Below are 26,642 nucleotides of genomic sequence, written 5' to 3'. Positions count from 1 at the left end.
CAGTGATTTAGTACTTTTGTCCCTGCTGAAAAACTTCCATGCAAGTTTGATAGAGCCTTTAATATAAAGCCTGTCTGTATTTCAAGGTTAATTTTGAATGTGGTTGAATGACATAAATTATGACTTCAGCTATCTAAAAAGGAAAGGAAGACCCTCCGGAGCAGCCGGATCCGTTCTTCCTCACACTATACTCAGGCAGCTTGCGGGCTGTCTGATCCTATTCAGTTTAAAAATTCTTAATAGTTAGATAATTTAAAACAGACTACTTTCGGTTCTGTCATTTCCTGGATGGAAAATTTGATTCCTTCCCTGCCTAACCCTGAGTTTTTTACACCCCCAAATGGCATCGCATCAATGCGGTAGTCACTGCTGTCATTAATCATTATTCCGCCTACATCCATTTTGGCAATGGCTTTATGTGCTTTTTCGATATCCTTGGTAAATATTCCGGCCTGCAAGCCATAATTTATGTCATTCGATTTACTGATTGCTTCATCAAGACAAGATACTTTGTACAAGAGAACAACCGGACCAAAAATTTCTTCTTTCGCAATGGTGCAATCTTCAGGGACATTTTCGAGAACAGTAGGTGAGTAATAAGCCCCGTTCCTTTTCCCGCCTGTTAATACGGCTGCTCCTTTTTCTTTCGCTTCATTGACCAATTTTTCAACCCGGATAGCCTCTTTTTCCGTTATAAGCGGCCCCATATCCGTCAGTTCGGATTGCTTATCCCCTACGCAATATTGATTTGTCCTGGCAACGAATGCCTGTTGAAATGCCTCATAAACAGAATCTTCAATGTAAACTCTTTGGACACCGAGGCAATTTTGCCCTGCTGCCCAAAATGCCCCGGAAACCGTTGATTCAACAGCCTCGTCCAGATCAGCATCCTTCAGCACAATGACAGGAGAATTGGACCCCAGCTCCATGCTGATTTTTTTCAATCCCGCTTTCCGGGTAATTTGTTCCCCGGCGTCCAAGCCGCCAGTAAAGGTAATCATTCGTACAGCAGGATGGGTTACAAGAACATCCCCAATTTCGCTTCCATAACCGGTGATGACAGATAAAACTTTTGGCGGCAATCCGGCATATTCAAATGCTTCGGCGATTAAAAGGGCGCTGAGAGGAGTCACTGTTGCCGGTTTTACGATAATGGCATTCCCGGAGGCAATAGCGGGACCCACCTTATGTGCTACAAGATTTAATGGATCGTTAAAGGGGGTAATGGCGCCAATAATTCCAATCGGGAAACGGTGGTAGTATCCCAGGCGGTTTTCACTCCCAGGCATCTGGTCAAATGGAATGGTTTCTCCATGGATCCTTCTTGCTTCTTCTGCACTGATCCGGAATGTCTGAATGGCTCTTGCCACTTCTTTTGAGGCTTCCCGAATGGTTTTACTTCCTTCCTTTGCGATCGTTTTTGCATATTTTTCTTTTTTTGCTTCGATGTAGTCTGCAGCCCGATTAATAATCGTCATTCTCTGATGGACAGGCAGGGAAGCAGCAATCTTCGCCCCCTCTTTCGCTTCTTCAATACAATTAAGCATATCTTCCTTCGAAGCTGCTGGTACAGTATCAATGATGCTATTATCCTGCGGATCACGAACTTCAATTAATCTTTCGCCCGTCGCCCATTTACCTGCGAGAAACATTCTTTGTCCGGTTAGTTGAGTGGTCATGCTTATTACCGCCTTTCCGTTTTAGATTGAAACAAGCTGCCTTTCACGATTAATGGAAATTAAGTCGATCAAAAGGGAGAATCCTGTCTCTATTTTTCCTGCGCCTGCACCGCATAATGTGACTGTGCCCAAAAGATCGCATTGATACGTAATGGCGTTGACAGCGCCTCTGATGGAAGCCAAAGGATCTTCAGCATCCAATTTCTCAGGAGCTATCGAGGCGATAACCTTGCCGTTTTCCTTTTTGGCTTTTGCAATGAGCTTCCAGCACTTCCCTTCCGCCTTTGCCTTTTCAATATCCTTTAAAGTGATGCCTGTAATTCCCTTGCATTCCACTTCCTCGACTGATAAAGGAGCATTCATGACATGGTTGGAGAGAATGACAATTTTATATCTTGCATCATAGCCCTCTACATCGCTGGTAGGGTCCGCCTCTGCATAGCCGAGCTTTTGTGCCTCTTTAAGAGCCGCTTCATAAGAAACGCCTTCCTGTTCCATTTGGGTCAGAATATAATTGGTTGTCCCATTCAATATGCCGCGGATTTCCGTAATGTCATTCCCGGCCAAAGTGGCAGCCGGCATCCGTAATGCTGGTGTACCGCTCATGACCGTTCCCTCGAATCCCCAGTAGGCTCCATGCTTTTGCGCCATTTCAGATAACTCCCGGTAAGCGAGGGCAACTGGTCCTTTATTGGTCATCACCACATTTTTTCCTTTTTCAAATGCAGCCTTACAGTGGTCTATGGCAGGCTGGCCGGTTTTAACATCTGTATAGGAAACCTCAATAATCGTATCTGCATTGGTATCCTTGATCGTCCTGAGGCTGTCCCATCCCCTGATTAGCCCCGGTGTTTCAGGATAACTCTCCAGATTCCCTGTTTCATGCAATACTTGCAAAGCTGTACTGATATCCAGGCCGCCCGGATGATAGATCGACCCTTTCATTAAATCAGAAATGGCTACAACCTCAGCTTCAAAGCCCTCGTTCTGTTTAAGCGATTCTTTCTTATCACGCAAAATTTCCGCCAGCCCCTGGCCAACAACTCCAAACCCTATAAACGCCAACTTATGTGCCAAGCATTTCCACCTCCAAATTTTGGTCTATTTGTAATTTCGCTTTCTTTGTTAAAAACATGCCCGCCGTTTGTGCCAAAATGGCAGTTCCGATCGGCAAGCAAGCTTCATCCAAATCAAAAATCGGGGTATGAAGATCGCGCTGGACCCCGTCTAGAGGTGCACACCCAAGGAAAAACATGGATCCTGGAATTTTTCCAGTCACATAGCCGAAGTCTTCCCCGCCAAGGCCGAATGGGCGTCTAGTAATCCCCATGCCTGGATATATCCCTGTGATGGCGTCCGTTATCCATTGATTGACGGCAGGATGGTTTTTTAAAGCTGGTTCCCCTCTTTGGATATTCAATGAAAAGGTTCCCCCCAAATGCTCCACGATAGAGAGTGCTTTCTTTATTTCTGAAGCCAGCAAATCACGGACTTCCGGTGTATAGCTGCGAATCGTCCCCTGAATAACTGCCTCTGTCGGAATGATGTTGCTTGCTGTGCCGGCATGGATTTGGCCAATGCTGATAACGGCAGCATCCATCGCTGAAACTCTCCTGGCTGTAATTCCATACAGTGCCTGCATGACAGGGCCAAGCATCCAAATAGGATCGGTGCCAAGCTCCGGATAAGCCCCATGTCCGCCTGAGCCATGGATTTTCACTTCAAAAACATCCACATTTGCCATGCTGTAGCCATCGCTGATTTGCACTTTCCCTACAGGGAGCCATGGACAGACATGGAGGGCAAGGGCAGCTTCAGTCTTGTCATAAGCCCCGGCACGGACCATGTAAGGAGAGCCGGAAAGTCCGTCTGCGTCGGTACTCTCCTCTGCCGGCTGGAAAATAAATTTAACCGTCCCTTTCAATTCGCCCTTTTTAAAATGGTCCGAGAGGATGGAAGCAGCCCCGAGGAGAATAGAGGTGTGTGCATCATGCCCGCAAGCATGCATCACACCTTCATTTTTGGACGAATAGCCTGTTCTATTTTCCTCCGTAATCGGCAAGGCATCCATATCCGCTCTTAGTGCAATGACTGGTCCATCCCCCGATGTCAAAGTGCCAACTACTCCTGTTTCGATCCCAACTCCTGTTTCTACTTCCATTCCATCCATTTTCCTTAACACATTTGCAACAAAACGGGAGGTCCCGAACTCCTGAAAGCTAAGTTCGGGATGCTGATGAAAATGACGGCGCCATTCAACAAGACGGCCAGCCAAATTATTCGCTTGCTCAACGATAGGATGATTATCTGACAAAATCTCTCACCTCAATCGAAACTAGTCATCTACTTTACTTGCAAAACACTTTCTGCATGGCTAAATGCCTGTTCAAAGTCTGCAATGATATCCTCAATTTCTTCGATTCCGCAGGAGACACGGATTAACCCTTCCGGAATGCCAACTGCTGCACGCTCCTCTGGTGTACATTCCACATGGCTGGTTGTTCGGGCCGGCCCTACTGTTGTTTCGACAGCTCCAAGGTTTGCAGCGCGGTTGGCGAATTGCAATTTCGGAAGCAAATCACGGACTGTATCCACTCCGCCTTTAACTGCAAAGCTGAGCATCCCGCCAAAATCCTTCATTTGTCTTTTGGCAATATGATGATTTGGATGTGTTTCAATCCCTGGATAATAGACAGATTCCACCATATCTTTTGTCTGAAGATATTTTGCAAGCGCCATTGCATTTTTACATTGCTGGCGGACACGAAGGTGAAGAGTTTTCATGCCGCGGATCATCAGGTAAGCTGCCATCGGATCCATTGTAGCGCCATTGATTTCGCGATAGTGATAGATTTTTTCCACAAGTTCCTGCGGGCCGCAAACGACTCCGCCAAGTGCATCAGCATGCCCGCCGAGGAATTTTGTAGCACTGTGGATAACAAGATCCACACCCAGTGAAATGGGATTCTGATTCATTGGTGTTGCAAATGTATTATCCACAATGACAATGGCTCCGGCATCGTGTCCGGCTTTTGCCATACGCTCGATGTCGGTAATCTTGACGGTTGGATTCGTCGGTGTTTCGAGGTAAAGAATTTTGCAGCCTTTTGCCACTTCCGTTTCTATTTGTTCGTGATTCCCTGTTTCGCAAAGAACCACATCGATTTGCTGGCGGGGCAGAAATTCCGTAAAAATCTTGTTCGTTCCGCCATATGTGTCCTTCATCGATACAATGCGATCGCCCGGCACCAAAAACGTCGATAATGTATTACTGATCGCTGCCATGCCTGTTGAAAAGCTTGTCGCTGCTTCGGCGCCTTCCAGAATTTTCACTTTATCCTCAAATGCCTGTACGGTAGGGTTTGTATTTCTTCCGTAAATATGTCCCTTTTTCTTCCCAATCGCCACATCATACCATTCATCCATATCATCATATCCATATGCCACACTGAGTACGACAGGCACCTGGGTGGCTCCATGCACCAAATAATCCTTTTCCCCTGCCCACACTGCTTTTGTACCTGCTTGAACATTTTCTTTTACCATAAGATCACTCCTTCTCAGTTTTTTAATGCCAGTTTCTTGTTTTCAACTTTCAATCCGATTTCCCGCTTCACCATTTCGCTGTATGCAAACAGGGCAATGGCAGTATCCTGGACTCCTGTCCCAGTTAGATCACAAACCGTGATTTCCTCGTCATTTATCCGCCCGCTTAGCTTTCCGGATGTTAATTGGCCCAGTTCAATAATGGGCGATTCATTCGTTAATACTCCTTTGTCAAGTGCGTGATGCAATTCTCCAAGCCTGGCACACTGTGCTTTTGTATCGCATATAAGCTTATCCGCCCGGACAAGAACTTCAGCTTCAAGCTCCTGCTTATGTTCAGCATCTGATCCCATAGCCGTAATATGAAGTCCGGGATGAAGCCACTCCGCTTTGATCACCGGCTCTTTTGCCGGGGTAGTCGTAATGACCGTATCACTGTTACGTACCAGAACTTCTGCACTCTCCGCCACTTGGACCTCTACCCCCAATTCGGCGGACATGTCATGGGCATATTTTCTCGAGCGGTCATCTGACCTGGAATAGACCAGGATCCTTTTAAAATCCCTTACGAGTTTGAGAGCCCTTGCCTGGTACCTCGCCTGGCTTCCAGCTCCTATCACGCCAACTGTTTCAATGTTTTCACGGGAAAGATAGTTTGCAGCAATCGCTCCCGCTGCGGCTGTCCTTACCTCGGTCAAATAGCCGTTATCCAGCAGCATTGCCTGCGGGATGCCTGTTTGCGTACTGATCAAGAGCATAAGTCCATTTCCGCTTGGCAGTCCATGCTTATAATTGTTGAAAAATCCGGAAGATACTTTGATCGCAAACATGTCTTTCCCTTTTACATATGCGGTTTTTACATCCACTTCCCCATTTTGGTCGTGCAAATCCACACGCATAATCGGCGGCATGACGGCTTCATCTTCTGCAAGCTTCGTAAATCCCGCTTCCACAATAGCAATCGCTTCATGGTTCAGCTGCACATACTGTTTAAGTTCCTGCTCTGTAAAAATTAGCATCCCCTCACTTCACCTCCTAGATTTTTGTAAGTGACGCTTCTTTTATAGATAAGTGCCTTGGGAGTTCTGCAAATGTTTCGCATCCATTTTCGGTGACCCTGAATGATTCACTTGCTTCGAAACCATATTGATCAAGCCAGATACCCGGGATCAAATGGAATGTCATATTGGGCTGAAGGATGGTTTTATCTCCTTTGCGAATGCTCGCTGTATGCTCGCCCCAATCTGGAGGATAGTTCAGACCCATGGAATATCCCAGGCGCGATTCCTTTATAATTCCGCTTTTTTCAATCGATTTTCTCCATGCTTCCTCAATTTCTTCGCAGGCAATCCCTGGCCTAATCATATCCAGACAAGCGTTCAATCCTTCGACAACCACTTCCGAAAGTGCTTTAATTTTTTCGGAAGGCTGGCCGATATGGACGGTTCTGGCAAGTGGGGAATGATAGCGCTTATAGCATCCGGCCAGTTCCAGAATCACAAGCTCGCCTGATTTATAACGCTGATCCGTCCAGGTTAAATGCGGAGTAGAGGTTCTTTCTCCGGATGGGAGAAGAGGCATGATCGCCGGGTAGTCCCCGCCGAATTCATCCGTGCCTGTTATTTGTGTATGAAATATTTTCGCTGCAACATCACATTCCCGGACGCCTTCATTAACCAGCTCAATTCCTGCTGCCATTGTATTTTCCACAATTTTTGCTGCTCTCTTCATATACTCAATCTCTGTTTCGGACTTTATAATGCGGACCCAGTTTACCAGCAGGGATGCATCCCGGAAACTAGCATTCGGGAGTCCCTTTTTCAGCTGCTCATAGCATTTTGCAGTGAAATAATAGTTTTCCATCTCGACACCGATAAAACGGTTCTGCTGTCCGATTTGCTTTAAAATATCTGCTACAAAATCCATTGGATGTTTGGTTTCAGATTGTACATAATCGTCTGGGTAGGGAATGATATTTTCATGATAAAGCCATGTCGTTACTTTGGCACCATTTGCATCCTGTCCCCTGCCAATCCAAATCGGCTGTTCTTCATCAATGATGATGACAAGCATTTGATGCACATAGAAGGACCATCCGTCGTAACCGGATAAATAATTCATATTAGCGGGATCCGTAATAAGCAATACTTCAATCCCTTCTGCTGCCATTCTTTCTTTTGTTTTCAAAATTCTTTCTTTATACTCTGCTGTTCCAAATGACATGGTGGTGCTCCCTCCTACCAAACCGTATTTAATTTTCAGGTATTTCGTTTGTAGGTTAATTATAGTATCAGGGTAAAAAATCTATCATCCGCAAAGTTGTATGAAAATTCAAATTTTATTTTAGTCAAATTATCAAAAAATTTAGAATCCTCTAGTCTTAAAGGATCAGTATTTAATAGGAGATGGTCAAAGATGGATGCTGATTTAGCATCGAAAATGATTAAAGGAATGGTTCGAGACTCTTCTGGCAAAGGGAGACCAATAGCAGAGAGAGAGCCGGAGAGGGGAGCTGATCCCGAAGAAAGTGAGGTTTGTGAGCGGAAATCAATCCTCAAGTTTAACAAAAAAATAAAAACTGCGGAAAAAATCCATAAAGGATTTCTGCCACAGTTCTTTTTTTTCAATAAGGCTCTTTTCTAAAAGATTGTTGTTTTTGAATAGTTTATAAGACATAAACAAGGTTGGGTGATTGGAGCGGAAGCCGCTCGACTGCAGTCTGTAGCGAAAATCAGCCACTACTCTATTATTATTAAATAGAAAGTTTGCGAAAACCGCTTTCAATAAAATTAGTGTTAACCGACCGTAACGGGGTGTTCTCCTATTTTCCAAATCTTTATGCTCAGATCCAAAAGAAATAAATCATCCGGATCAATAAGGGAAAGACCTGTCAAAGATTCAATCTTTCTTAACCGGTACAGCAGGGACTGCCGATGAAGATTCAGCGACCTCGCTGTCTGGCTTACATTTCCATGAAACTGGTTATAGGCGATGAAAGTGCCGATCAAATCCATGTGCCGCTGCTCGTCATATTGCACAAGAGGCTCAATCGTTGACATGATTATTTCTTTCATCTCTTTATTGCTGGCCAAATTTAATAGCACCCTGTCCACTCTTGTTTGCTCATACATCATCCGCTGCCCGGAACCCTTTTTCCGCAGCCCGATACTTAAAGCAGTGCTTGCATGAAGAAAACTTTCCCCAAATCCTGAAATTCCTTCAAAAGCATTGCCGATGCCCCAGGATAAGACAACCTCCGGAAGCAAATTCCCTAGGCGCCTTTCTACAAGATCAAGGAAATTTGTCGCATTTTCATTTTCCTTTACCCCTGGAGTTTCCAGGAAAATGACAAGCTGTTCACCCTGATAAGTCATCATCATGTCCTTTTTAAGGGACTGGGCAGCATAGTAAATTTCTTCCTCGATATAAAGAATCATACTTTCGAGCCAATGTTCATAGGAATCATAGTCCTGTTTACGCTTTTGGAATAGTATTTTCATATTTTCCGGATATCCGACAATACACACATATGGGTGTTTAAGGTTATATCCAAGCAATTTTGCCCTTGAATCAGCTTGTTCAAATGAGAGGAATTCGCCTTTAGAAAGCTCCTGGACAAAATCGCTGCGAAGACGCATTTTTGTTTCTTCAATGGCATTTTTCCTTGAAAGCCAAAGAGCAATCGTGGTTGCGGCATGCTCCAACACATTAACCCGAAAAAGAGTGAGAAAGGATTCGATCGATTCGGAACTCGGAACCATTACAAATAAATAGCCTTGTGGATTGTCGGCTACCTGGAGTACCGGAATCTGAAAAACAATCCGGTTTTCTACCTTAACCATTTGGAACTTTTGGAACATGGGGTCTCCTTTTAAAAGAGTGTTTTTTGTCCTTGAGGGAAGGATTCCTTGCAGGACATATCTTTTCCACTCATTTATAAAGGCTTGTGTGTGGATGCTTTTTTCCTGAAGGGTGCCGGATCGGTCTGTAATGGCGATCGGGTACCCAATATGCTTTTCAACGAATTTTGAGATTTCCTTCAGGCTGGTGTCTTTTAGAATGAACTTAAGAAGCTCCTGCTGAACCTTTTCTGATTTTTCACGTTCTTTATATTCAATGTCATTAATCTCTTTCATGACCGATTCGATAATACTGGAAAACCGGATTTCCCATGGAATCTCAATAATAATAAAGTTATTCTTTTCGGCCAATTCTATTACCTCAGTGGGAATATCGAAAATGTATCTTCCCAAAGCGACCATCAGGGCGGAAGCGTCGGAGTCGATCACATCCTGAACGAACTTTTTGAAAGTTTCAGCGTCCTCCCCGCAGCCGATCCCTGTTGTCAATACCGCTTCATTTTTTCGGACAAAGTTTTCCACCGGCATTTCGATGGCTGAAATCCATTGAATATGCCGTTTTTCGGCATATTCCTTTCCGGTAACAATCTTGGCACAATTGAGAATCTTGTATTTTAGTACATCTTTAACTGTTAATCTCATATTGGCTCCCCTCTGAACACCTTAAGATTAATAAGATAAAAGACTTTTATTATAGGAAACCATATTCAGACAGCAACGTCTACTATTAATTTTACGCTCTTCCAGTTAATATTTTATTAATATAACAATATCAGCACACTACCATAATAATCGAGGGGAAAGGATTCTTTTGCCAAAATACGCTCTGGAATTCCCTGTCTCTGTCATTTCGTAAGGACTTAAAATAAGCTAATGCCCGCGACTTTTTTGCTAAAGCCAAAACTTTATTGAGGTTTCTTGAATGCAGTGGCCCATGAGGGGAAATTTCCAGCGGCACGCAAAGTTTGAGTGGCATAATAGCATCTTTCGGTACCTTTCTTATACGGTAATTCCGGCATTAACATCTTCTCATCCTTCATTACAACTGGCATAATCTTGAATTATCCGATGAATGACAGAAAGATCCACATTATGTCCGCTGATGATTACAGCAACGTCCCCCTCCTGCCGGGGAATTTTCCCGCCTAAAACCGCTGCAATTCCAGTGGCTGCCGCTCCCTCCATAATCATTCTGTGCTTATCTATCATAAAAGCCATACTGTATGCAATCTCCTCTTCGGGAATCAGATAAGCGTTATCCATGTATTTCTGAACCATACGGAAGGTGTAACTGTTATCCAGACCGATTCCGCCCAGCAAGCTGTCGGCAAGAGTTTCACTCTCTTCAAGCAATACAGGTTTCCCTGCTTTTAAACTCTCATGCATGACAGCAGATTTTTCCATACAAACACCTGAAACTCTTATCCCCTTGTCATTTGATTTCACCGCGAGCCCAATCCCTGAAAGAAGCCCTCCGCCCGAAAGAGGGACAATCACATCTGTTAAGTTCGGAAGTTCCTCCAAAAGCTCCAAACCAATCGTTCCCTGTCCGGCAATCACATGGGGATCATCAAACGGCTGAATCACAGTCAGCCCTTCCATCCTCTCCAGCTCATAGCATCGTTCCCCGGCGGCATCCTGGCTGTCACCGTATATTTCTATTTTGGCTCCCAGCCTTTTTAATGAATCGACCTTAGCTCTGGGGACACGGTTCGATAAACATACAACTGCCTCAATTCCAAGCTTTTTTGCCACATACGCAACAGCCATTCCATGGTTCCCCGTTGAATATGTAGCGATTCCCCGCCCTCTCGCTTCAGAGCTTAAACTCAAAATTTTATTCGCTGCCCCTCTGACTTTAAAGGCTCCAATTTCATGAACATTTTCCAGTTTAAAAAAAACCCTCCGGCCCATTTTTTCAGACAGGATAGTCGATTGAATCAATGGAGTCTTATATACCAGGGAAGAAATTCGCTTCTTTGCCTCCCAAATATCGCGGATGGAAATATCTATTCTCCCCTTAACAGATTTTGAATGCATCAATGTTTCCCTCCATAAAAGAATTTCTTACATTAATAGTAGTCCGATATTTCAGATAATTCAATTGTCCAAAGTGCTTATAAAAAGCAAAGGTTTTTCATACAATTTTTTTTATTAAACATTAGACGCTGTTGGAAGGCCAATTGCTGCATAAAAACCCCTTCTTTAAGAAAATTAACACCCTTTAGAAACAAAAAAGAAATACCCATAAAGGATATTTCGACAAAATTCGGGTGGTACCTGGTACCTATATGAGATTCCTTCGTTCTTCCATTTGCGGCGGTTCTTCCATCCAGCCGTTTTGGATCATGATTTTGGCTCCGCGGTGGGCGTATTCGAATATGTCTTTTGAGAAGATCCCTGCTTTGGTCGGAATGTCATTCCGCAAACTGAAGGCTGTGCCGATTGCATTTTTTCCTAGTGAGAAGCTGCAGAAAAGGCTGGTGCAGTACATCATCAGTTTATCGGAAAATGGGGCTGCAGTTGAGCGTGTGGCATTTCCTCCTGCTCCCAATGGGGTTTGAATCCCGTCCTCGAGCATCATTTCCGAAAATTCTTTAATGATGCTTTTGGCCAATTCCGCACCCTCCGAAAAGTATTTTCTTACTTCTTTCTCCTGTGCACATTGGGCAAAACCGGTAATCAGCTGCATCCCAGTTGCATTTGCATCAATTGAATAATGTAGCTGACTGACCTCGACTGTATTCATCGTCCGTTTCTGACCGAACGGGCTTGTTCCTTTTAAATAGCTTGTATCCTTTACGAACTCCGCTTTTTTTGGCATGGTCACATAAGGCGCACGGCTAAGCAGACCTTTTTCAAGCAGATATTGGGTGCATTGCCGCGAATAATCCTGGGTGTGAGCTGTAAGGTCTTTATACAGCAAAATAATATCTTCCCGGTAGGACATGCTTAAATGCAGGGTATGCAGACCCATGCTGATCGAGTTCATCAGGCGCACAAACATAATATCAAACCCGTTGCTGTATAATTTCGGTGCATCGGGAATCACATCCTGTTCCGTGAACCCAACCGGAATGGCTGCCCCTTCATCCTTGAATATTTGTACAATCTTCTGTACATAAGGGTTCACTTCTTCACACAGACCGGTCATAATATTCTTCGCTTTTTCATCATCCGCTTTTTCAATAAAATAATCGAGCATTCTTAACAGCATGGTTTTCTGCTGATACGTCATCCATAAAGTTCCGAGTTCATTTGATGTAATCGCTGGGCTTTCAGGCATATATTTTCCCCCATCAATAAAGTTATTACTATACTTCCTTTAACTGTAAAAAAAATGCATTTAGGGCAAAAAAAAGAACCTCCTAAGAGGCCCCTAGTTCTTTCCGATCAAAATAAACACGTAATACTTGTTTGAGGGATTGGTCAAGCTGCACCCATTCATTAATCTCATAGTTATTTAATAACTTTGCAAGGTTTGGCTTAATGCCGATTAATTTTATAACGCTGCCTGTCATGAAGTTCAAGGTTTTAATAAGCTGGGTGAACTTCTCGATGCCTTTGTCCTCCACTTCGCCAACGGCTGTAAGATCGAAGAGAATTTCATCATACTCACCGGCAAACACAGACTTTAGGCAGCTTTCGGAGATCACATTGATTTTATCTGCCGTAATATCCCCATACAAAGGAATCAGGCACATGGATTCCGAAAGAGGAATAAACGGGCCTGATAATTGGTTCAAGCGGATCAGAACCTGTTCAAGTTCTTCCTTTTTCTCCAAAAGCTCAAAATCAGTTGAGGCAAGGCGTCCCTGCAGCTCCATCAGCTTATTCATCAGGCCTTCATTTGAGCTGTCTTTCGGCAAAAAGATCATATTGGCGCAATCATCACTGTCCCACAGAATGTGGACATCAAATAGTGCCAGCGGAGCATTCTTTGTCTTCATGTTAAGCTCCAGCTTAACCGGTTTCATCCCAGGCTCCCGGCTGTAATGGATCAGCTTCTCGATGCTTTCTTCATCTATTATACTTTTCAGATGGCCATCGTTAAGGTCAAAGTACTCCCTCGCCAAAGTGGAATAGCTTAGTATTTTTCCGTGCATGTCCGCGACTAAAAAGGCGAGCGGAAGCTGTTGGTCAAAATATTGCATTTTGTTGTCCTCCCGCCTGGTAGTTTTGCAGCCAATTTTTTGTTTCCGGCAAATTGCGGAGAATAACCGTATCTTCCGTGCAATAAGGAAGCAAATCATATTTATCCGCTAAGCGCCCGCCAAGAATGACGGCTGGTTTATGCGGAAGCTTTGAAAATTTTGCCGCATATTCCTTAAGCTTTGGCAGGTGATAGACAATGCTGACCGACATGCCAATTACATTTGGCTTCCATTCCTTTGCCGTTTTAAGAGCGTATTCCAATGGAAGGCTTGGGCCAAAATACTTCGTCTCCCAGCCGTTCTCTTCAAATAAACTGTTCACCATTTTCAGGCCAATATAATGCTGCTCCCCATCCAGGCAAAGAAACATGGCTTTCTGTCCTGATTCTATTTTATCGCGGTTATAAGCCAGTTTTGACAGCACAAAATCACATGTAGCCGTAGCTAAATGTTCATCCGCAACCGTTATTTGATTTGTCTCCCATAGAAAGCCGATATGCTGCATCGCAGGCGTAATTAAATTTTGATAGACTTCCAGCCGCGAAAGATCCTGATGCTTCTGAATATGCGCCCACACTTTTGCAGAATCTCCTTCAAGCAAAAAGGAAGCAAGTGTCTCAGCATGCTGCATATTACACCTCTCCCTTCTCTCGTTCGCCTTTCAGTACAGCAATGGCTTCGGATAAATAAAGAGTGAACATATCTGCTTGCTGTTCATCTTCTCCTCTTTCCTCTCTCAGCACAGTTTGAATCAATTCAAAGTTGTCAATCAAATGCTGCGTTTTCATTCCATGCTTCGTTAAAATGCCATCAAGCCAAACAGCATAATCCGTAAAAAAGGCAGATTGATTTAATTCAAAGGCCGATTGGAGATGCTTCATATGGTGATGGTTATCTTCGCCGCACTTCTCTTTCCCTTTCTCGCCAAACCGCTCCAGCAAGGAAGGCTCCCGTTCATAAATCATTGCCGTTACTTTGTTGACGACCGCATCAAAATTCACTTAGCCACCACCTTATATTGCGACACCTTTGGAACGACCGCAGCCAATTCCTGGTCCGGGTACTTTTTCTCCAAATCATGGATTCTTTTAAAATCCTCGCTTCGGACCCAATTTAAATAGCTCTCCTTTGTATCAAAAATCAGCTGGACCGTCAGCTCGCCCGGCCGCTTATCATTTTGCAGCAGCAAAAAGTCGACAAACCCCTCAGCTCCATCAACCGACCGTGAGCGATTTTTATATATATGAATGACTTCCTCCGATTTTTCATCGGGTACATCAAAGGTTGAAAAAACCGTATACATGTATTCTCCTCCTTTTTGGGAGTTTTCAGGCTTCTCAAGTATAACATAGTGATGGAGTTTGTCCTTTTTGGAGGGTGGGGAGATGTTTCATTGCGCAGGGGGATAATTAGATTCATTTTTTGGTCGTTAATCACTCTTTAACTTCCATACCCATTCCCTCTCCTCACTTTTGGTCGTTAATTCGGCTTTAACTACCAGATCCATTCCTTCTCCTCGCTTTTCGTCGTTAATCCTTCTTATTTACTACCATTTCCTCACCCTTCTCCGATTTTTGGTCGTTAATCCGGCTCTTTAACTACCATACCCATTCCCTCTCCTCACTTTTGGTCGTTAATCCAGCTCTTTAACTACCCTACCCATCCCTTTTCCGACTTTTGGTCGTTAAGATAACGCCAGCCTTCAATTTCATACATTAGCTCTAACGATCTCAGCCTTAAGCCTGAGAGAAAGATATGTCTCTGGCTCGTTATGACTCTTGTTCATCCGCGTTAAGATGGTACATGTAGGAATTGTTAAGTTTTTCCTGCAAACAAGGTCTGATATTGGCGAAATAGGTCGTACGAATTATTGGTATTTTAAAGAAAAACTAGTTATTATTACCTATTTTTCTGTGTATAATTAGATCTTGGGTGCGAATTTCCACTATTTTAGGGAGCAAGGAGAATGTTTATGAAATTATTGAAACTGATTGTACAGAGAAAGATTTTGGTTGCATTAATGACGGTATTGATTTTAGCCATCGGCAGTTATTCGATTTTTGAATTGGATAAGGAATTGATGCCGCCTGTGACAATGGATGGCGCTTATGTGGAGATAAGCGCAGGTGAGATGGCAGCCATAGAAGTGGAGCGATCGATCACCACCCCCTTGGAGCAGCAAATCAGGGGGATTGAAGGAGTAGAAGGCATAGACTCGACTACAAATATTGGGCGCAGCTCTCTGCAAATCACCTTTGAACAGGGCCGTGGCGATGATTTGTTTAAAGAAGTGGAGTCAATCGTAAATGCGGCCAAAGGCGAAAATGCCGCAATCACGGATGTTATGGCAGGACAATATGGAACGGCTCAAAGTTATGAGTTTTATATGGATGTTTCCGGCGGCACGATGGAGGAAATGACCGATTTTGCTAAAAATGTCCTCGAACCCCGTCTGGAGGCATTACCCGAAGTCCGTGACGTATCGCTGGCTGGCGTGCAGGAGCATGAAGTTACGATTGAATTAAACCGCTCCGAAATGGCGGAAAAAGGGCTGGATGCCACAGCAGTCATCGGTGCGATCCAGCAAGTGAACAGTGAAGCAACACTTGGAGAACTGAGCAGCGATTCCAACTCTCCTTCCCTTCGCTGGAACACAAAATTGGAAAATGTGGACGATGTAGAAAGGATTAGAATCCCGGCACAGGCAGGTTTCATTGAACTGAAGGAAGTGGCAGACGTTTCCCTTCAGCCGCTTGAAAGCTCTTCCTTTGTCTGGAAAAATGGCACAAAGGACTTTATCTTCGTCCAGGTAGGTCGTGTTGCGGATGCTACCCAAATTGACATGGCGGCAGCCGTCCGCGCCGAAATCAAAAATATTCGTGAAGATGGATGGGTTAAGGGCTTCGAACTGAATGAAATGGTGGCGCAAGCAGATTATGTCCAGGAATCCATTGATGGGGTAACCGGTAATATCCTGATCGGAGGCGTCATCGCGATTGCGATCCTGCTGATCTTTTTGCGTAATCTAAGGGCCACTTTTATCATCGGCCTGTCCATTCCCACTTCTATCCTGCTGACGTTTACAGCAATGTGGGTCTTTGATTACAGCTTTAACATCCTGACCCTGATTGGTTTGGGGCTTGGAATTGGAATGATGGTCGATTCCTCCATTGTTATTTTGGAATCAATCTATCGAAAGAAAGAGCAAGGCTTGGGCAAGCTGGAATCCGTTCTGGAAGGAACGAAGGAAGTATCATCAGCTGTTATTGCTTCTATGCTGACAACGATCGTTGTATTTCTGCCAATTGGCCTGATTGGCGGCGACATGGGGCAATTCATGATTATGCTGTCAGCTGTTGTGGCGATTACTTTGATCAGCTCAGTCATTATCTCGTTCACACTGATTCCGTCTCTTTCTGAAAAATGGCTGAAGCTACGTAAATCAAAGAAAGAAAGCAAAGAAGGGCCCATTATGCGCCTGTATAGCCGGATTGTCGCGTGGACGATCAAGAAAAAACGCTACAGCTTTGCCATGATTGCGATCTTCTTCCTGCTATTTGCCGGATCACTGACGCTTGTGACAAAAATCCCCATGACCATTATGCCGGATATGTTCAATCGTTACACCGAGTTGATGGTTGACCTGGAAACAGGCGTTTCAATAGAAGACAAAGAAGAAATTGCGCAAAACATAAATCAAAAACTGCAATCCATTGAGGATGTTGAGTCCAATTACGTCATGGATAACGGCGGCATGTTTTACACCATTATCAACATGACAAAGGGCGTTAACATTACGAGAGAGCAAAAAGATATTAATGAAGACATTATGAAGGAACTCCGCAGCCTATCAGAAACCCTTCCGGTTGAAAATGTCCAGGGAGCCATGTCGGGTGGAGGCAGTTCTCCAGTTCAAGTAAATATTCTGGGCGAGGATTTTGAAGAATTGCAGGCTATTGCCGCTGATTTTACAAAAGAACTTGAAGGTATTGATGGCATTGTTGGTGTGACAAATTCCATGGAGCGCACATCAGAGGAACAGATTATCGTTTTAAAGGAAGAAGCGATTGAAAAAGCAGGATTAACACAGCCGCAAATTAGACAATTCATCGAGCAGGCCTTTTTGACAATGCCAGTAGGAGAAATGACGGTCAACGAAGAAAATGTGCCGCTTGCTTTGAAATGGGCCGAGAAAACCGATTCCAAATCATCCCTATTAGATTTAAAAGTCCCAACTGCACAGGGTGAGAAAGCTTTATCTTCCTTTATCCAATTGGAGAGTGTCGAAACACCGAATGAAATTTCCCATCTGGATGGCGAGCGTTTCCTCTCCATCTCGGCTGATATGGAAGGCAAAGACCTTGGGGCAATAAACCGGGACGTACAGAAACTGATCAATGACTTTGATGCACCGGCTGGCTATTCGGTTTCGGTTGCAGGCGATCTTGAGCAGCAGCAGGAATTAATTATGGATATGGTGTTTGTGTTAGCCATCGCGATCTTCCTTGTGTACCTGGTGATGGCCGTCCAATTTAACCACCTTGGTCATCCGCTCATTGTTATGTCCGTCATCCCGATGACAATCGTTGGCGTCATTCTCGGATTGTTCATTACCCAAATGGAGCTTAGTGTCATGTCAGGCATGGGAATCGTGATGCTGATTGGAATAGTGCTCAATAATGCCATTCTCTTGATTGACCGGACGAATCAGCTTCGTGCAGAAGGATCCTCTGTGGAAGAAGCCCTTTTGGAAGCAGGGAAAAACCGGATTCGTCCAATCTTTATGACCACCTTGACAACAGCCGGCGGCATGCTTCCGCTTGCAATGGCGTCCGGAACTTCCGGCAACTACCAGGCCCCTATGGCTACGGTCATTATTTCCGGTCTGCTATTTGCCACCTTCATCACCCTGCTGCTGATTCCAGCCGTTTACCGCTTGTTCACAACCTCCAGCCTTCGTTTCGGATGGCTGAAGAAAAAGCGGAAAAAGGAACGCAGGGACGTTAAAGCAGTACCAGGAACAGTAAACAATTAATGTGCTCACCCCCTCCAATTGAGGGGGTTTTTGCAATAATTCCTAGGCAATCGCGGATGTTTTACACAATATGGACAAGGGCTCTTCCCTTCTGAATTTCCTTTCATATATTGTTAGCAGTTTAAATGAAAGGAGAGTAACCTATGTGCCACTATTGTGTTGAATATCATTATTTCAAAAAGAAAGTCTGCCATGATCCGCACTGCAAAATCTGCTGCAAAAAGAAAGACAGCCATGAACATCGCTGCTGCAAGAAATGCTGCCACGACCACAGCCATCACTGTTCCTGCAAGAAGTGCAGTCTCGATTTCCACCATTGCTGCAAAAAGAAGAGCTGCGGCTGCTAAAATTGCTTTTGTAAAAATAGGATACAAGCTTTACATTAAAAAGCAGGTTATTCCTGCTTTTTTTTGATTTCATTTTATACATGGATTCCTCTCGGTTACCTGGATGAAGAGGTCATTTAAAAACAAAGTATTTCTGGCCAACATAATTGGTCAAAGTGTAAATCGCTGCCCCCATGAATACCGCAAGCTCCACACGGGAAAGTTCATACCCCAAAAGGTTAAAATCCTGCACGATCTCTGCGGCCAAATCGCTTATTGAATAAGAAAGAAAATAACTAGATAAAATGACAAAAATAAAACGGTAAGCACTCTTTTGAATGCTGGCGTTACTCTGAAAAGTAAAGATCCTATTCAAAATGTAACTGATTGCAGCTCCCATGCTATTTCCGATAAAAGTAGCGATCCAGTATGACAGTCCGATTAAATTCAAAAGGATAAAGATAATAGATAGGCCCGCCAGCGTATTAACCGCTCCAACAAGCAAAAAGCGAATAAAGGTATTAGTTCGTTTCAGATAATTTTCCAAAATGAATGCCAGTGAACTCATTTTCAGTTCCTCCATCCGCAGCCAGATTAGGAGAAATAGGCATATTAAAAGCATCAATTTCTACTGAAAATTTAGGTCTCCTCTTTGTTTCTTTATAGATCTTCCCAATATATTCCCCAACTAAGCCAATCGCCATAAGCTGCAGCCCGCCAAGCATCCAGATGGAAGTGATCAAGGAAGTCCAGCCGGTTTCGGTTTCACCAAAAAACCTTAGTCCAAGAAAGTAAATGCCAAATAAAAGGCTAATAAAAAAGGAGCATATCCCCAATGCCATGACCATCCGGATCGGTGTAACCGAAAATGAGGTAATGCCTTCAAAGCAAAAGGCGATCATTTTTTTCAAAGGATACTTGGACTCTCCCGCAAGCCGTTCTTTACGGTCATAATACACAATGGCCGTTTTAAATCCGAGCATTGGCACGATCCCGCGCAGGAACATGTTTGTCTCCTCATATCGCTGCAGCTCTTCCAACGCACGTTTGCTCATTAAGCGGAAGTCTGCGTGATTATAAACAAGCTCGACTCCCATCTTCTTCATCATCTTATAGAATCCCTGAGCAGTGCTTCTTTTGAAAAAAGTATCCGTATCCCGTTTTCTCCTTACCCCATAGACAATTTCATACCCTTCCCGGAATTTCAGCATAAACTCCCGGATCACTGAAATATCGTCCTGAAGATCCGCATCGATTGAAACAGCACAATCGGCGGCCTTTCCTGCCGCTGATAAACCAGCAAGCAATGCATTCTGGTGACCCACATTTCTGGAAAGCTTTAGTCCCCTGACCTTATCATTATTTAAGCTTTGCTTATAAATGATCGGCCAAGTCCGGTCTTTGCTTCCGTCATCCACAAACAGAATTTTGCTTTTTTCCGATGCCAGATTTTCGTTCTCCAGTTCTTCAAGCAATTGGCTTAGTTGTTTAATCGTTTCCGGCAGTACCTCCTCTTCGTTATAGCAAGGAACCACGATGGTGAGTACTGGGTTATTCATTTTTTTCCTCCTGATTATATGGCTTTATAAAGGTAGATTTTCCATACAGAGCTTTTTGATTCAAAAACCTTTTCCAGGTGCAGAGCGTTATCGGCAGCATTATCGATGGGAACGGATGAGAAAATATAAGAACCCCCCATTGCCTTGAATGCATCTGTATTCAATTGAAGGTTTTTCAGCCTTTTTTTCGTATGCTTTTTAAACATATAATGCTTTCCAAGCTCGTCCGTAAAGAGATAGCACCTTCCGCCCCATTCATCAAAATAGATGCGGATTCTTTTGTTTTTTTCCAGTTCCTTTTCAATTATTTTCCGAAACTGATATTTGTATGTTAAAGGGTAAAAATTATTATACGAATCCAATGTGTAGAAGCCATTATACTGGGCGATGGCAGGGTGAAGGCCGATGCTTGCGACACGGTAATCCTCCTGCGGGCGCCCAATATAGTTCTTAATATCAGTAAACTGTTTTTCTGCATAAAATTGCTTTACAGTTGGCTTATCCTGAAAAAGAATTTCCTCATTAAAGAGTGATGCGACAATCACTTGTGCTAGGACAAAAACGGGAACCAGCCGCCTCCAAAACTGGCCACGGGACCAAATGATTTTCAAGGACAGGGCAAAAAGAACATAAATAACCAGAGGCCTTAAAAAGTGATACCTCGCAAAGTTGAATGTATCCAGAACATGAAAGCGTTCGGTAAGCGGCAGCCAGCCTTTGTAAAACCAGAAGGCATACCATGCTGATAAAGCAAAGTTTAGAAAAAACAGAAACACAAACACCTTTTCATCTTTCCAGTTCTTTTGCCAAATAATCATGAAAAGGGCTAAGAGCATAAGCGGGAGGATCACTAAGGTGTGAATCGTCGCTGCATGGTGGTGTCCCAAAGCAAAATTTTTAAAGGTTAAGCGGACGCAATGCCAAAAGGTTAGCCTTGCATGGAAATATTCATCACGGCTGTTTGGTTCATCGTCAAATAGAAAGGAATAAACAAGCCGATATTCTACGATAAAAAACATTCCGGTCATATAGGCAATCGATAATAGAAATGGCCAATTCCACTTTTTTTTCCTGATTACATCTGTCAGCCAAAAGATTCCCATGGCACTCAGGAAAAAGAAAAACCCGAGAACGATGCTCGCATACATGGGCAATAAGGTTAAGACAAGGATATCTCTCCAGGATCTTTCCCCTTGCCTGATATTTAAAAATGCCCAAAGCGCAAGCGGCATCCCAAGCGTACTTAGCATACCGGATGGCCAGAATGGAGTGAATGCAAATGCCAGCGCTGTCCCAATCGTAACAGGCGCCCACTTCTCTTCTTTTAGAAAATGCTTTTTCAAAAGAAAATACATTCCAATAAAAGCAAACACTCTAGTAATCGTCTGGCTGAGCGCATAGGCACTCATGGCCGGAAAGAGAGCATAAAGCCAAACAATTAAGGTCCATTCAGAGCCAAACGCATTCCGGGATAGGTTTCCGTTCATAATTTGCGGAATGACTGCATCAATCGGTCCTGTAAGCTCACCGCTTTCGGCGAGGATTTTATACCAGGCAAGATTGGAATCCAAATTATCGTGAACGCGGATATGAGCGTTTTCACCTAATAGGTACAACGGAGACACAAACAAAGCCAAAGCGATAAAGGCCAGGATCAGAAGGTTTTTTTCGGCTGTTATTTTATTCAAAAGCAATCTTTACACCTCTAGGTTCAAGATTATTTACAGCTTAGGGTTCACGAACCTGTGCAAAATATTCCTTAACAGCCATGCTGAGGATAATAAAGGGGATAATACAACCTGACGGCAACATAAAAATAAAAGGAAACTGCCTGCAAGCTGATGTATGACCGTAACTTATAGATAGCCTATAACTAAATGGCGGTTCATGCAGGGGGAATACTGTGGAAAAATGGGAGGGATTTTATGATTAAAAAAGCGGTTATTCCTGCTGCAGGCCTGGGCACGCGTTTTCTGCCGGCCACAAAGGCTCAGCCAAAAGAAATGCTCCCTATCGTCGACAAGCCGGCCATCCAATATATTGTTGAAGAAGCAATCGCTTCGGGGATTGAAGATATTATCATCATAACCGGCAGGAATAAAAGGGCCATTGAAGATCATTTCGACAAATCCGTTGAAATGGAGTTATTGCTGATGAAGAACGGAAAGCTGGAAATTCTTGAAGAAGTTCGCGGAATTTCCAATCTGGCAGATATTCATTATGTCAGGCAAAAGGATCCTCTTGGGTTGGGCCACGCCATTTTATGCGCCAAAAAGTTTATTGGCCATCAGCCCTTTGCCGTCCTTCTTGGTGATGACATCATTGACGGCAAAAAGCCGGCATTGCTGCAGATGATTGAGCAATATAACAAAATGGGCACGAGTATCCTTGGATGCAGTGAGGTTCCCATTTCAGAAGTAAGTAAATACGGGATAGTCGATTACTCAGAGCAGCGGGGCGCATTATATAAAGTTGACAGCCTTGTTGAAAAACCTTCAATCGCTGCCGCTCCTTCGACCCATGCTATAATTGGCCGTTATATTTTAACCCCATCTATTTTTGAAATGCTTGAAAACGGCAAGTTTGACAGCAGTGGAGAATTACAGCTGACAGATGCGCTTCATTTATTGCTCGGCCGCGAGAGAATGTATTCTTATTTAATCCAGGGCAATCGCTATGATGTTGGCGATAAGTTTGGGTTTTTAAAAGCCTCTATTGACTTCGCTTTACAAAGGCCTGAGCTAAAAGAAAAGCTATTGATGTATTTAAACCAAATCCGTCTTTGATTTTTTACCTTTTATATCCGTCAGGGTGAGACCTGTGCCATTTCCATGCATCTTGGATGATCTGGCGGATGGATAATTTTTTTGCATGCCAGCCCAGCAATGCATGAGCTTTGTCTGATGACGCTATTAATTCTGCCGGATCACCTGCTCTGCGGGGTGCTGCCTTTTCTTTAATTGTTTTTCCCGTTACCTCTTCAGCCGCTCTAACAACTTCTTTTACAGATATCCCTTTACTGCCTCCCAAATTAAAAACATTGCTGTCCCCTCCACTTTGCAGGTAGCAGAAAGACAGCAAATGGGCTTCCGCCAGATCTTCTACATGAATATAGTCCCTTATGCATGAACCGTCCCATGTGGGATAATCATCACCGAATATAGATACTTCCGCTCTTTTTCCCAGTGCCGCCTGGAGGATGATTGGGATTAAGTGTGTCTCCGTTTTATGGTCCTCCCCTATTTCGCCTGTTCCCTTTGCTCCGGCCGCATTGAAATAACGGAGCGATACGGACCTTGCACCGGATGCTTTCCCCCACCATGCAGCCATCCTTTCAATGGCCAGCTTTGTCTCCCCATATGGATTGGCAGGCTGGAGAGGTGCATCTTCCCGTATAGGCTGGCTTTTACCCTCGCCGTACACAGCAGCAGTGGAGGAAAACACCAAATAGCCAACCTTGTATTTTGCCATTGCCTTCAAAAGGTTAAGAGAGCCTATCAAATTATTATCATAGTATTTTAGCGGATCATTCATCGATTCCCCTACAAGAGACGAGGCTGCAAAGTGAAAAACACCCTCAATCGGCTCCTTTGAAAATACCTGATCCAGGAATTCTATCGACCTGATATCGCCCTCATAAAAAGCAGCTTTCGGATGAACCGCTGCCCTGTGGCCCGTTTCCAGGTTATCGATCACCACCGCCTCATACCCTTTTTCAATGAGTAAGTCTACAGTATGGGAACCAATATATTCCGCTCCGCCCGTAACCAAGATTACCATCCGATCACTCCTGCTAACATGTCTTTTACACTCAATGTTCTATATGCAGGAGCAATCAGGAGTATGCCTTTAACGCCGGAAGCCGGGACGTGGAGTACACCATGGAAAACTTTTTTCTTTACAAAAATAAGTGCCATTAATGCGACAGGCGATTTACAATATGCTCCAGCGAGAGACAGATGAATGATTTTAATGTAATGCCTGCTAATGAGCTGTCAAATGTCAGACATGATGGGAGATAAAAGAACCACTCTCATCCTTATAGCTGTTCACTGCTTTTTCCCCTAGGGAGCTTCGACTTTATGCCCAACATCAATAAACGAACCGTCAAAAACATAAGAATAAAGCCTATAAACGAATACGTATGCTTCCAATGAATCAATTCGAACATATGTAAAAGGCTAAATAATAGTTCAATGATATAGGCAAAAATTGCCGAAAGGATAGCCGAAGCAATGCCGAAGCTTTTCCATGTGCTGAAGTATTGATATATCAGCATTCCTGAAACCGGGATCACCACAAAATCTGCAGGCATTAATGGCGGGATAAAATGAAATAATTTATCGGGGTAGCCCCATAATAGAAGATCCACACCCATTACATCCAGGAAACAAGCAATCATTCCGCAGATTAAGCCGAAAGCAAGGAGTTCAAAAAAACGCTCCTTGTCCACCAGCCTCCACCAAATAACAAAGGGAAGAACGGTGGCAGCCACTAACAGCCACCAATTAAAGCTCCATAAATCGTCCTGCACCCAGTGTTCAAAAGAAACATCCCTTAACGTTTCCCTGACTTTTTGCACCTCTTCGTATGAAGGAAAATGACTCATAGCATCACCTGCTGTGCGAATTCTTTCTATTCATCTTTCCCCACGCAAGAAGTTACATGCAGTAAACCGATGTATTTAATGATAAATGTAAAAAAAACGGCTGGCCGAAGCCAGCCGCTATGCTTATTTGCTTTGTTGTCCTGTATAAATTAAAATCGCATCTCTTAAAAACTCTGCAGCATGAGGATGGATTTTATCATAATAGGCTTTAAACCTTTCATCTGCGACATACATTTCTGCCAGGCCTGCATGTGCCTCTTTGCTATATTCACTCCAATAAAACGTGATCCACTGCTTATGGAGATCAGCTGCTTTTTGTGCAAGCTCCCCTGCCGGATCGCCTGCTTGTATAGCTGCGGCTAAGGTGCTGTTCACCTCTTCACCCAATTTCGTTACAGCCTCATGCTGCTCCTTTGTCATATTCATCATCTTGGCATTCGATTGATTAACCGTCTCATCGCCATATTTCTCACGGATCTCTTTCCCGTATTTTTTCTCATTATCATCAATCATCTTCTTTTTAAATCCTTCAAACTTTTCCTTGTCTGACATGGCCGTTCTCCCTTCTGCTGACATAATGGTTTTTTCCACATTATCAATAAGCAAATCCAGCTGCTTTCTTTTCTCCAGGAGTTTCGCCCGATGCTCCTTCAATGCACCGGCAGCATCAAAAGCAGGTGCGGTGATGATTTCCTTGATTTGATCCAGGCTGACGCCAAGCTCTCTGTAAAAAAGAATCTGCTGTAGCCGATCCACTTCCTGCTGGCCATAAATCCGGTATCCCGACGAATTGGTTCTTGCCGGCTTCAGAATCCCAATTTCATCATAATACCTCAGAGTCCTCGAACTCACCCCAGCCAGCCTGGCAAGCTTTTGCACTGTATATTCCATGCCGTTGATGCCCTCCTTTCGAAAATAATGAATGAAAGTACTTTCTGCTTATTACGATACACCTTTACGCAGCGTGAAGGTCAAACCTTTTTTACAAAAGGCTGTTCGGGCAAACTTTGTTGCTTTTTAACAAGTAGTGAGAAGTGGTTGATTTCCGCTCCAGGATGCTCAGCGAACGCGGGGCGGGCGGTGAGCATCCCGCAGGACTTTGAATAAGCTTCCTTGAATAAACACCGCACGAAGGAAATGCGATAGCATTTTCGAGGAGCTCGCACCTTGCGCTCCAATCAACCAACCTTATTTATCAATGTTCATTTATGAAAATTACTTATAAACAACATTCGTTTAGAAAAGAGCCTTATAAAAAAATTCACCTGTTTTTTGAAGCGATTTTTAAGAATCCAGTTTTTTCACAAGGAGGGCTGCGGTCATTTTTGAGAGCTTGCATCCCTCCAGGTCCTCCTCCTTAATCAATCCAAGATCCAGTGCAGATTTAATTTTTCCTTCATCAGGCTTCTTTTGAATAAGATCAAGGAGATTCAATTCTTCCAGCTTTTGAACAGTCGTTGCCTGATCAAATTTTTCTGTTTTTCGAATCTGCCTTTGCAGTTTGTAGTTGTTAATTGTGACTTCTCCTTTCTCATTGTGTCCGACCGCTGCATCGAAATACTGGTGAAACAGGTCTTTCAGTTTACCCAGCTCTGTCTCAAGCTCTTTCTTCTTACGGTTCAGCTCGACAAAGCGGATCAGCATCTCTTCAGCTAAAATGCACTGGCTGTTAATCAACACAATCGCCTCTTTTCTTTGATGATACTTCATCATATTGAGAAGCTGATGCAGATATGCACGTCCAAAAGAACATTTGTTCCTATTTTTTCGATTCATGTAAAAGCAGTGAATTTGGTGCAAAATGGAAAAGATTAAACACCTTAATGGGAGAATAGGATGCTCATTTCGGTTATTTTGAAGATCATAGGTTTATA

24 protein-coding genes are annotated in these 26,642 nt (G+C 43.7%); 4 read left to right on the top strand and 20 right to left on the bottom strand.

Annotation, left to right across the window (positions count from 1 at the left end; all coding sequences use genetic code 11):
- Positions 1-236: 236 nt before the first annotated feature.
- From J7I93_RS18660 to J7I93_RS18635, 6 genes are read right to left on the bottom strand one after another with little or no spacing between them, the layout of a single operon-like run.
- Positions 237-1,679 carry an aldehyde dehydrogenase family protein gene (locus J7I93_RS18660; protein ID WP_214727458.1) on the bottom strand — a complete coding sequence of 481 codons (1,443 nt, stop codon included), beginning with the start codon at positions 1,677-1,679 and terminating at the stop codon, positions 237-239.
- A 21-nt stretch (positions 1,680-1,700) separates the two neighbouring features.
- Positions 1,701-2,756: a homoserine dehydrogenase gene (locus J7I93_RS18655; RefSeq protein WP_214727457.1), complete on the bottom strand. Its 1,056-nt coding sequence runs from the start codon at positions 2,754-2,756 to the stop codon at positions 1,701-1,703.
- On the bottom strand, positions 2,746-3,993 hold the full coding sequence (locus J7I93_RS18650) for a M20 metallopeptidase family protein (RefSeq protein WP_214727456.1): 1,248 nt from the start codon (positions 3,991-3,993) through the stop codon (positions 2,746-2,748). The genes J7I93_RS18655 and J7I93_RS18650 overlap by 11 nt, the downstream gene beginning before the upstream one ends.
- 29 nt (positions 3,994-4,022) lie before the next feature.
- A complete protein-coding gene (locus tag J7I93_RS18645) occupies positions 4,023-5,225 on the bottom strand; it encodes a cystathionine gamma-synthase family protein (RefSeq protein WP_214727455.1) in 1,203 nt (400 codons plus the stop codon).
- A 14-nt stretch (positions 5,226-5,239) separates the two neighbouring features.
- Positions 5,240-6,244, bottom strand: a complete 1,005-nt coding sequence (locus J7I93_RS18640) for a cyclodeaminase (protein ID WP_214727453.1) — start codon at positions 6,242-6,244, stop codon at positions 5,240-5,242.
- Between the two features lie 16 nt (positions 6,245-6,260).
- Positions 6,261-7,448, bottom strand: coding sequence for a M24 family metallopeptidase (locus J7I93_RS18635; protein ID WP_214727451.1), 1,188 nt, complete (start codon positions 7,446-7,448; stop codon positions 6,261-6,263).
- A 192-nt stretch (positions 7,449-7,640) separates the two neighbouring features.
- Between J7I93_RS18635 and J7I93_RS18630 the strand changes: the two genes are divergently transcribed.
- A complete protein-coding gene (locus J7I93_RS18630; RefSeq protein WP_214727449.1) occupies positions 7,641-7,868 on the top strand; it encodes a hypothetical protein in 228 nt (75 codons plus the stop codon).
- 152 nt (positions 7,869-8,020) lie between these two features.
- Here the strand turns inward: J7I93_RS18630 and J7I93_RS18625 are convergent, their stop codons facing one another.
- From J7I93_RS18625 to J7I93_RS18595, 7 genes are all read right to left on the bottom strand, one after another.
- A complete protein-coding gene (locus J7I93_RS18625) occupies positions 8,021-9,727 on the bottom strand; it encodes a PucR family transcriptional regulator (RefSeq protein WP_214727447.1) in 1,707 nt (568 codons plus the stop codon).
- A 387-nt stretch (positions 9,728-10,114) separates the two neighbouring features.
- On the bottom strand, positions 10,115-11,125 hold the full coding sequence (gene eutB / locus J7I93_RS18620; protein WP_214727517.1) for a hydroxyectoine utilization dehydratase EutB: 1,011 nt from the start codon (positions 11,123-11,125) through the stop codon (positions 10,115-10,117).
- Positions 11,126-11,372: 247 nt separating this feature from the next.
- A complete protein-coding gene (locus J7I93_RS18615; protein ID WP_214727445.1) occupies positions 11,373-12,371 on the bottom strand; it encodes a DUF3231 family protein in 999 nt (332 codons plus the stop codon).
- 82 nt (positions 12,372-12,453) lie between these two features.
- Positions 12,454-13,239, bottom strand: a complete 786-nt coding sequence (locus tag J7I93_RS18610) for an STAS domain-containing protein (protein ID WP_214727443.1) — start codon at positions 13,237-13,239, stop codon at positions 12,454-12,456.
- Positions 13,226-13,870: a cobalamin B12-binding domain-containing protein gene (locus tag J7I93_RS18605; protein WP_214727441.1), complete on the bottom strand. Its 645-nt coding sequence runs from the start codon at positions 13,868-13,870 to the stop codon at positions 13,226-13,228. The genes J7I93_RS18610 and J7I93_RS18605 overlap by 14 nt, the downstream gene beginning before the upstream one ends.
- A 1-nt stretch (position 13,871) precedes the next feature.
- Positions 13,872-14,240, bottom strand: a complete 369-nt coding sequence (locus J7I93_RS18600; RefSeq protein ID WP_214727439.1) for a hypothetical protein — start codon at positions 14,238-14,240, stop codon at positions 13,872-13,874.
- On the bottom strand, positions 14,237-14,542 hold the full coding sequence (locus J7I93_RS18595; protein WP_144542073.1) for an antibiotic biosynthesis monooxygenase family protein: 306 nt from the start codon (positions 14,540-14,542) through the stop codon (positions 14,237-14,239). The genes J7I93_RS18600 and J7I93_RS18595 overlap by 4 nt, the downstream gene beginning before the upstream one ends.
- A 669-nt stretch (positions 14,543-15,211) precedes the next feature.
- Between J7I93_RS18595 and J7I93_RS18590 the strand changes: the two genes are divergently transcribed.
- On the top strand, positions 15,212-18,274 hold the full coding sequence (locus J7I93_RS18590) for an efflux RND transporter permease subunit (RefSeq protein WP_214727437.1): 3,063 nt from the start codon (positions 15,212-15,214) through the stop codon (positions 18,272-18,274).
- A 156-nt stretch (positions 18,275-18,430) separates the two neighbouring features.
- Complete coding sequence (locus J7I93_RS18585) at positions 18,431-18,688, top strand: hypothetical protein (protein WP_214727435.1); 258 nt, start codon at positions 18,431-18,433, stop codon at positions 18,686-18,688.
- Between the two features lie 45 nt (positions 18,689-18,733).
- Here J7I93_RS18585 and J7I93_RS18580 read toward each other — a convergent pair whose 3' ends face one another.
- The 3 genes from J7I93_RS18580 to J7I93_RS18570 are packed head-to-tail and all read right to left on the bottom strand — an operon-like array spanning position 18,734 to position 21,853.
- Positions 18,734-19,168 (bottom strand): GtrA family protein, encoded by a 435-nt coding sequence (locus J7I93_RS18580; protein WP_214727433.1) that lies wholly within the window; start codon positions 19,166-19,168, stop codon positions 18,734-18,736.
- Positions 19,122-20,159, bottom strand: a complete 1,038-nt coding sequence (locus J7I93_RS18575) for a glycosyltransferase family 2 protein (protein WP_214727432.1) — start codon at positions 20,157-20,159, stop codon at positions 19,122-19,124. Before J7I93_RS18575 ends, J7I93_RS18580 begins: the two co-directional genes overlap by 47 nt.
- Positions 20,160-20,173: 14 nt before the next feature.
- Positions 20,174-21,853 (bottom strand): DUF6044 family protein, encoded by a 1,680-nt coding sequence (locus J7I93_RS18570; protein WP_214727431.1) that lies wholly within the window; start codon positions 21,851-21,853, stop codon positions 20,174-20,176.
- Positions 21,854-22,084: 231 nt separating this feature from the next.
- Here J7I93_RS18570 and galU point away from each other — a divergent pair, with 231 nt between their 5' ends.
- Positions 22,085-22,945, top strand: coding sequence for a UTP--glucose-1-phosphate uridylyltransferase GalU (gene galU / locus J7I93_RS18565; RefSeq protein ID WP_214727430.1), 861 nt, complete (start codon positions 22,085-22,087; stop codon positions 22,943-22,945).
- Positions 22,946-22,949: 4 nt separating this feature from the next.
- On the opposite strand, the gene galE is transcribed toward galU, so the two are convergent.
- The 4 genes from galE to J7I93_RS18545 form a co-directional block, all read right to left on the bottom strand.
- On the bottom strand, positions 22,950-23,939 hold the full coding sequence (gene galE / locus J7I93_RS18560) for a UDP-glucose 4-epimerase GalE (protein WP_214727429.1): 990 nt from the start codon (positions 23,937-23,939) through the stop codon (positions 22,950-22,952).
- Between the two features lie 259 nt (positions 23,940-24,198).
- On the bottom strand, positions 24,199-24,768 hold the full coding sequence (locus J7I93_RS18555; RefSeq protein WP_214727428.1) for a CBO0543 family protein: 570 nt from the start codon (positions 24,766-24,768) through the stop codon (positions 24,199-24,201).
- A gap of 123 nt (positions 24,769-24,891) precedes the next feature.
- Positions 24,892-25,659 carry a MerR family transcriptional regulator gene (locus J7I93_RS18550; protein ID WP_214727426.1) on the bottom strand — a complete coding sequence of 256 codons (768 nt, stop codon included), beginning with the start codon at positions 25,657-25,659 and terminating at the stop codon, positions 24,892-24,894.
- A 393-nt stretch (positions 25,660-26,052) separates the two neighbouring features.
- Complete coding sequence (locus J7I93_RS18545; protein ID WP_214988603.1) at positions 26,053-26,481, bottom strand: hypothetical protein; 429 nt, start codon at positions 26,479-26,481, stop codon at positions 26,053-26,055.
- Between the last annotated feature and the right edge of the window lie 161 nt (positions 26,482-26,642).

Origin of the sequence: Bacillus sp. ISL-47 (assembly GCF_018613175.1) — a bacterium.
Taxonomy (GTDB): Bacteria; Bacillota; Bacilli; order Bacillales; family Cytobacillaceae; genus Cytobacillus.
This window is presented reverse-complemented; position numbering and strand designations above follow the sequence as displayed.

Bases quoted from the DNA above. Each gene is read 5' to 3' on its own strand.
- J7I93_RS18660 (WP_214727458.1), bottom strand. From the start codon at position 1,679: ATGACCACTCAACTAACCGGACAAAGAATGTTTCTCGCAGGTAAATGG.
- J7I93_RS18595 (WP_144542073.1), bottom strand. From the start codon at position 14,542: ATGTATACGGTTTTTTCAACCTTTGATGTACCCGATGAAAAATCGGAG.
- J7I93_RS18615 (WP_214727445.1), bottom strand. From the start codon at position 12,371: ATGCCTGAAAGCCCAGCGATTACATCAAATGAACTCGGAACTTTATGG.
- eutB (WP_214727517.1), bottom strand. From the start codon at position 11,125: ATGCATTCAAAATCTGTTAAGGGGAGAATAGATATTTCCATCCGCGAT.
- J7I93_RS18625 (WP_214727447.1), bottom strand. From the start codon at position 9,727: ATGAGATTAACAGTTAAAGATGTACTAAAATACAAGATTCTCAATTGT.
- galU (WP_214727430.1), top strand. From the start codon at position 22,085: ATGATTAAAAAAGCGGTTATTCCTGCTGCAGGCCTGGGCACGCGTTTT.
- J7I93_RS18555 (WP_214727428.1), bottom strand. From the start codon at position 24,768: ATGAGTCATTTTCCTTCATACGAAGAGGTGCAAAAAGTCAGGGAAACG.
- galE (WP_214727429.1), bottom strand. From the start codon at position 23,939: ATGGTAATCTTGGTTACGGGCGGAGCGGAATATATTGGTTCCCATACT.
- J7I93_RS18545 (WP_214988603.1), bottom strand. From the start codon at position 26,481: ATGATGAAGTATCATCAAAGAAAAGAGGCGATTGTGTTGATTAACAGC.
- J7I93_RS18630 (WP_214727449.1), top strand. From the start codon at position 7,641: ATGGATGCTGATTTAGCATCGAAAATGATTAAAGGAATGGTTCGAGAC.
- J7I93_RS18580 (WP_214727433.1), bottom strand. From the start codon at position 19,168: ATGAGTTCACTGGCATTCATTTTGGAAAATTATCTGAAACGAACTAAT.
- J7I93_RS18550 (WP_214727426.1), bottom strand. From the start codon at position 25,659: ATGGAATATACAGTGCAAAAGCTTGCCAGGCTGGCTGGGGTGAGTTCG.
- J7I93_RS18635 (WP_214727451.1), bottom strand. From the start codon at position 7,448: ATGTCATTTGGAACAGCAGAGTATAAAGAAAGAATTTTGAAAACAAAA.
- J7I93_RS18605 (WP_214727441.1), bottom strand. From the start codon at position 13,870: ATGCAGCATGCTGAGACACTTGCTTCCTTTTTGCTTGAAGGAGATTCT.
- J7I93_RS18640 (WP_214727453.1), bottom strand. From the start codon at position 6,244: ATGCTAATTTTTACAGAGCAGGAACTTAAACAGTATGTGCAGCTGAAC.
- J7I93_RS18610 (WP_214727443.1), bottom strand. From the start codon at position 13,239: ATGCAATATTTTGACCAACAGCTTCCGCTCGCCTTTTTAGTCGCGGAC.
- J7I93_RS18590 (WP_214727437.1), top strand. From the start codon at position 15,212: ATGAAATTATTGAAACTGATTGTACAGAGAAAGATTTTGGTTGCATTA.
- J7I93_RS18645 (WP_214727455.1), bottom strand. From the start codon at position 5,225: ATGGTAAAAGAAAATGTTCAAGCAGGTACAAAAGCAGTGTGGGCAGGG.
- J7I93_RS18575 (WP_214727432.1), bottom strand. From the start codon at position 20,159: ATGAATAACCCAGTACTCACCATCGTGGTTCCTTGCTATAACGAAGAG.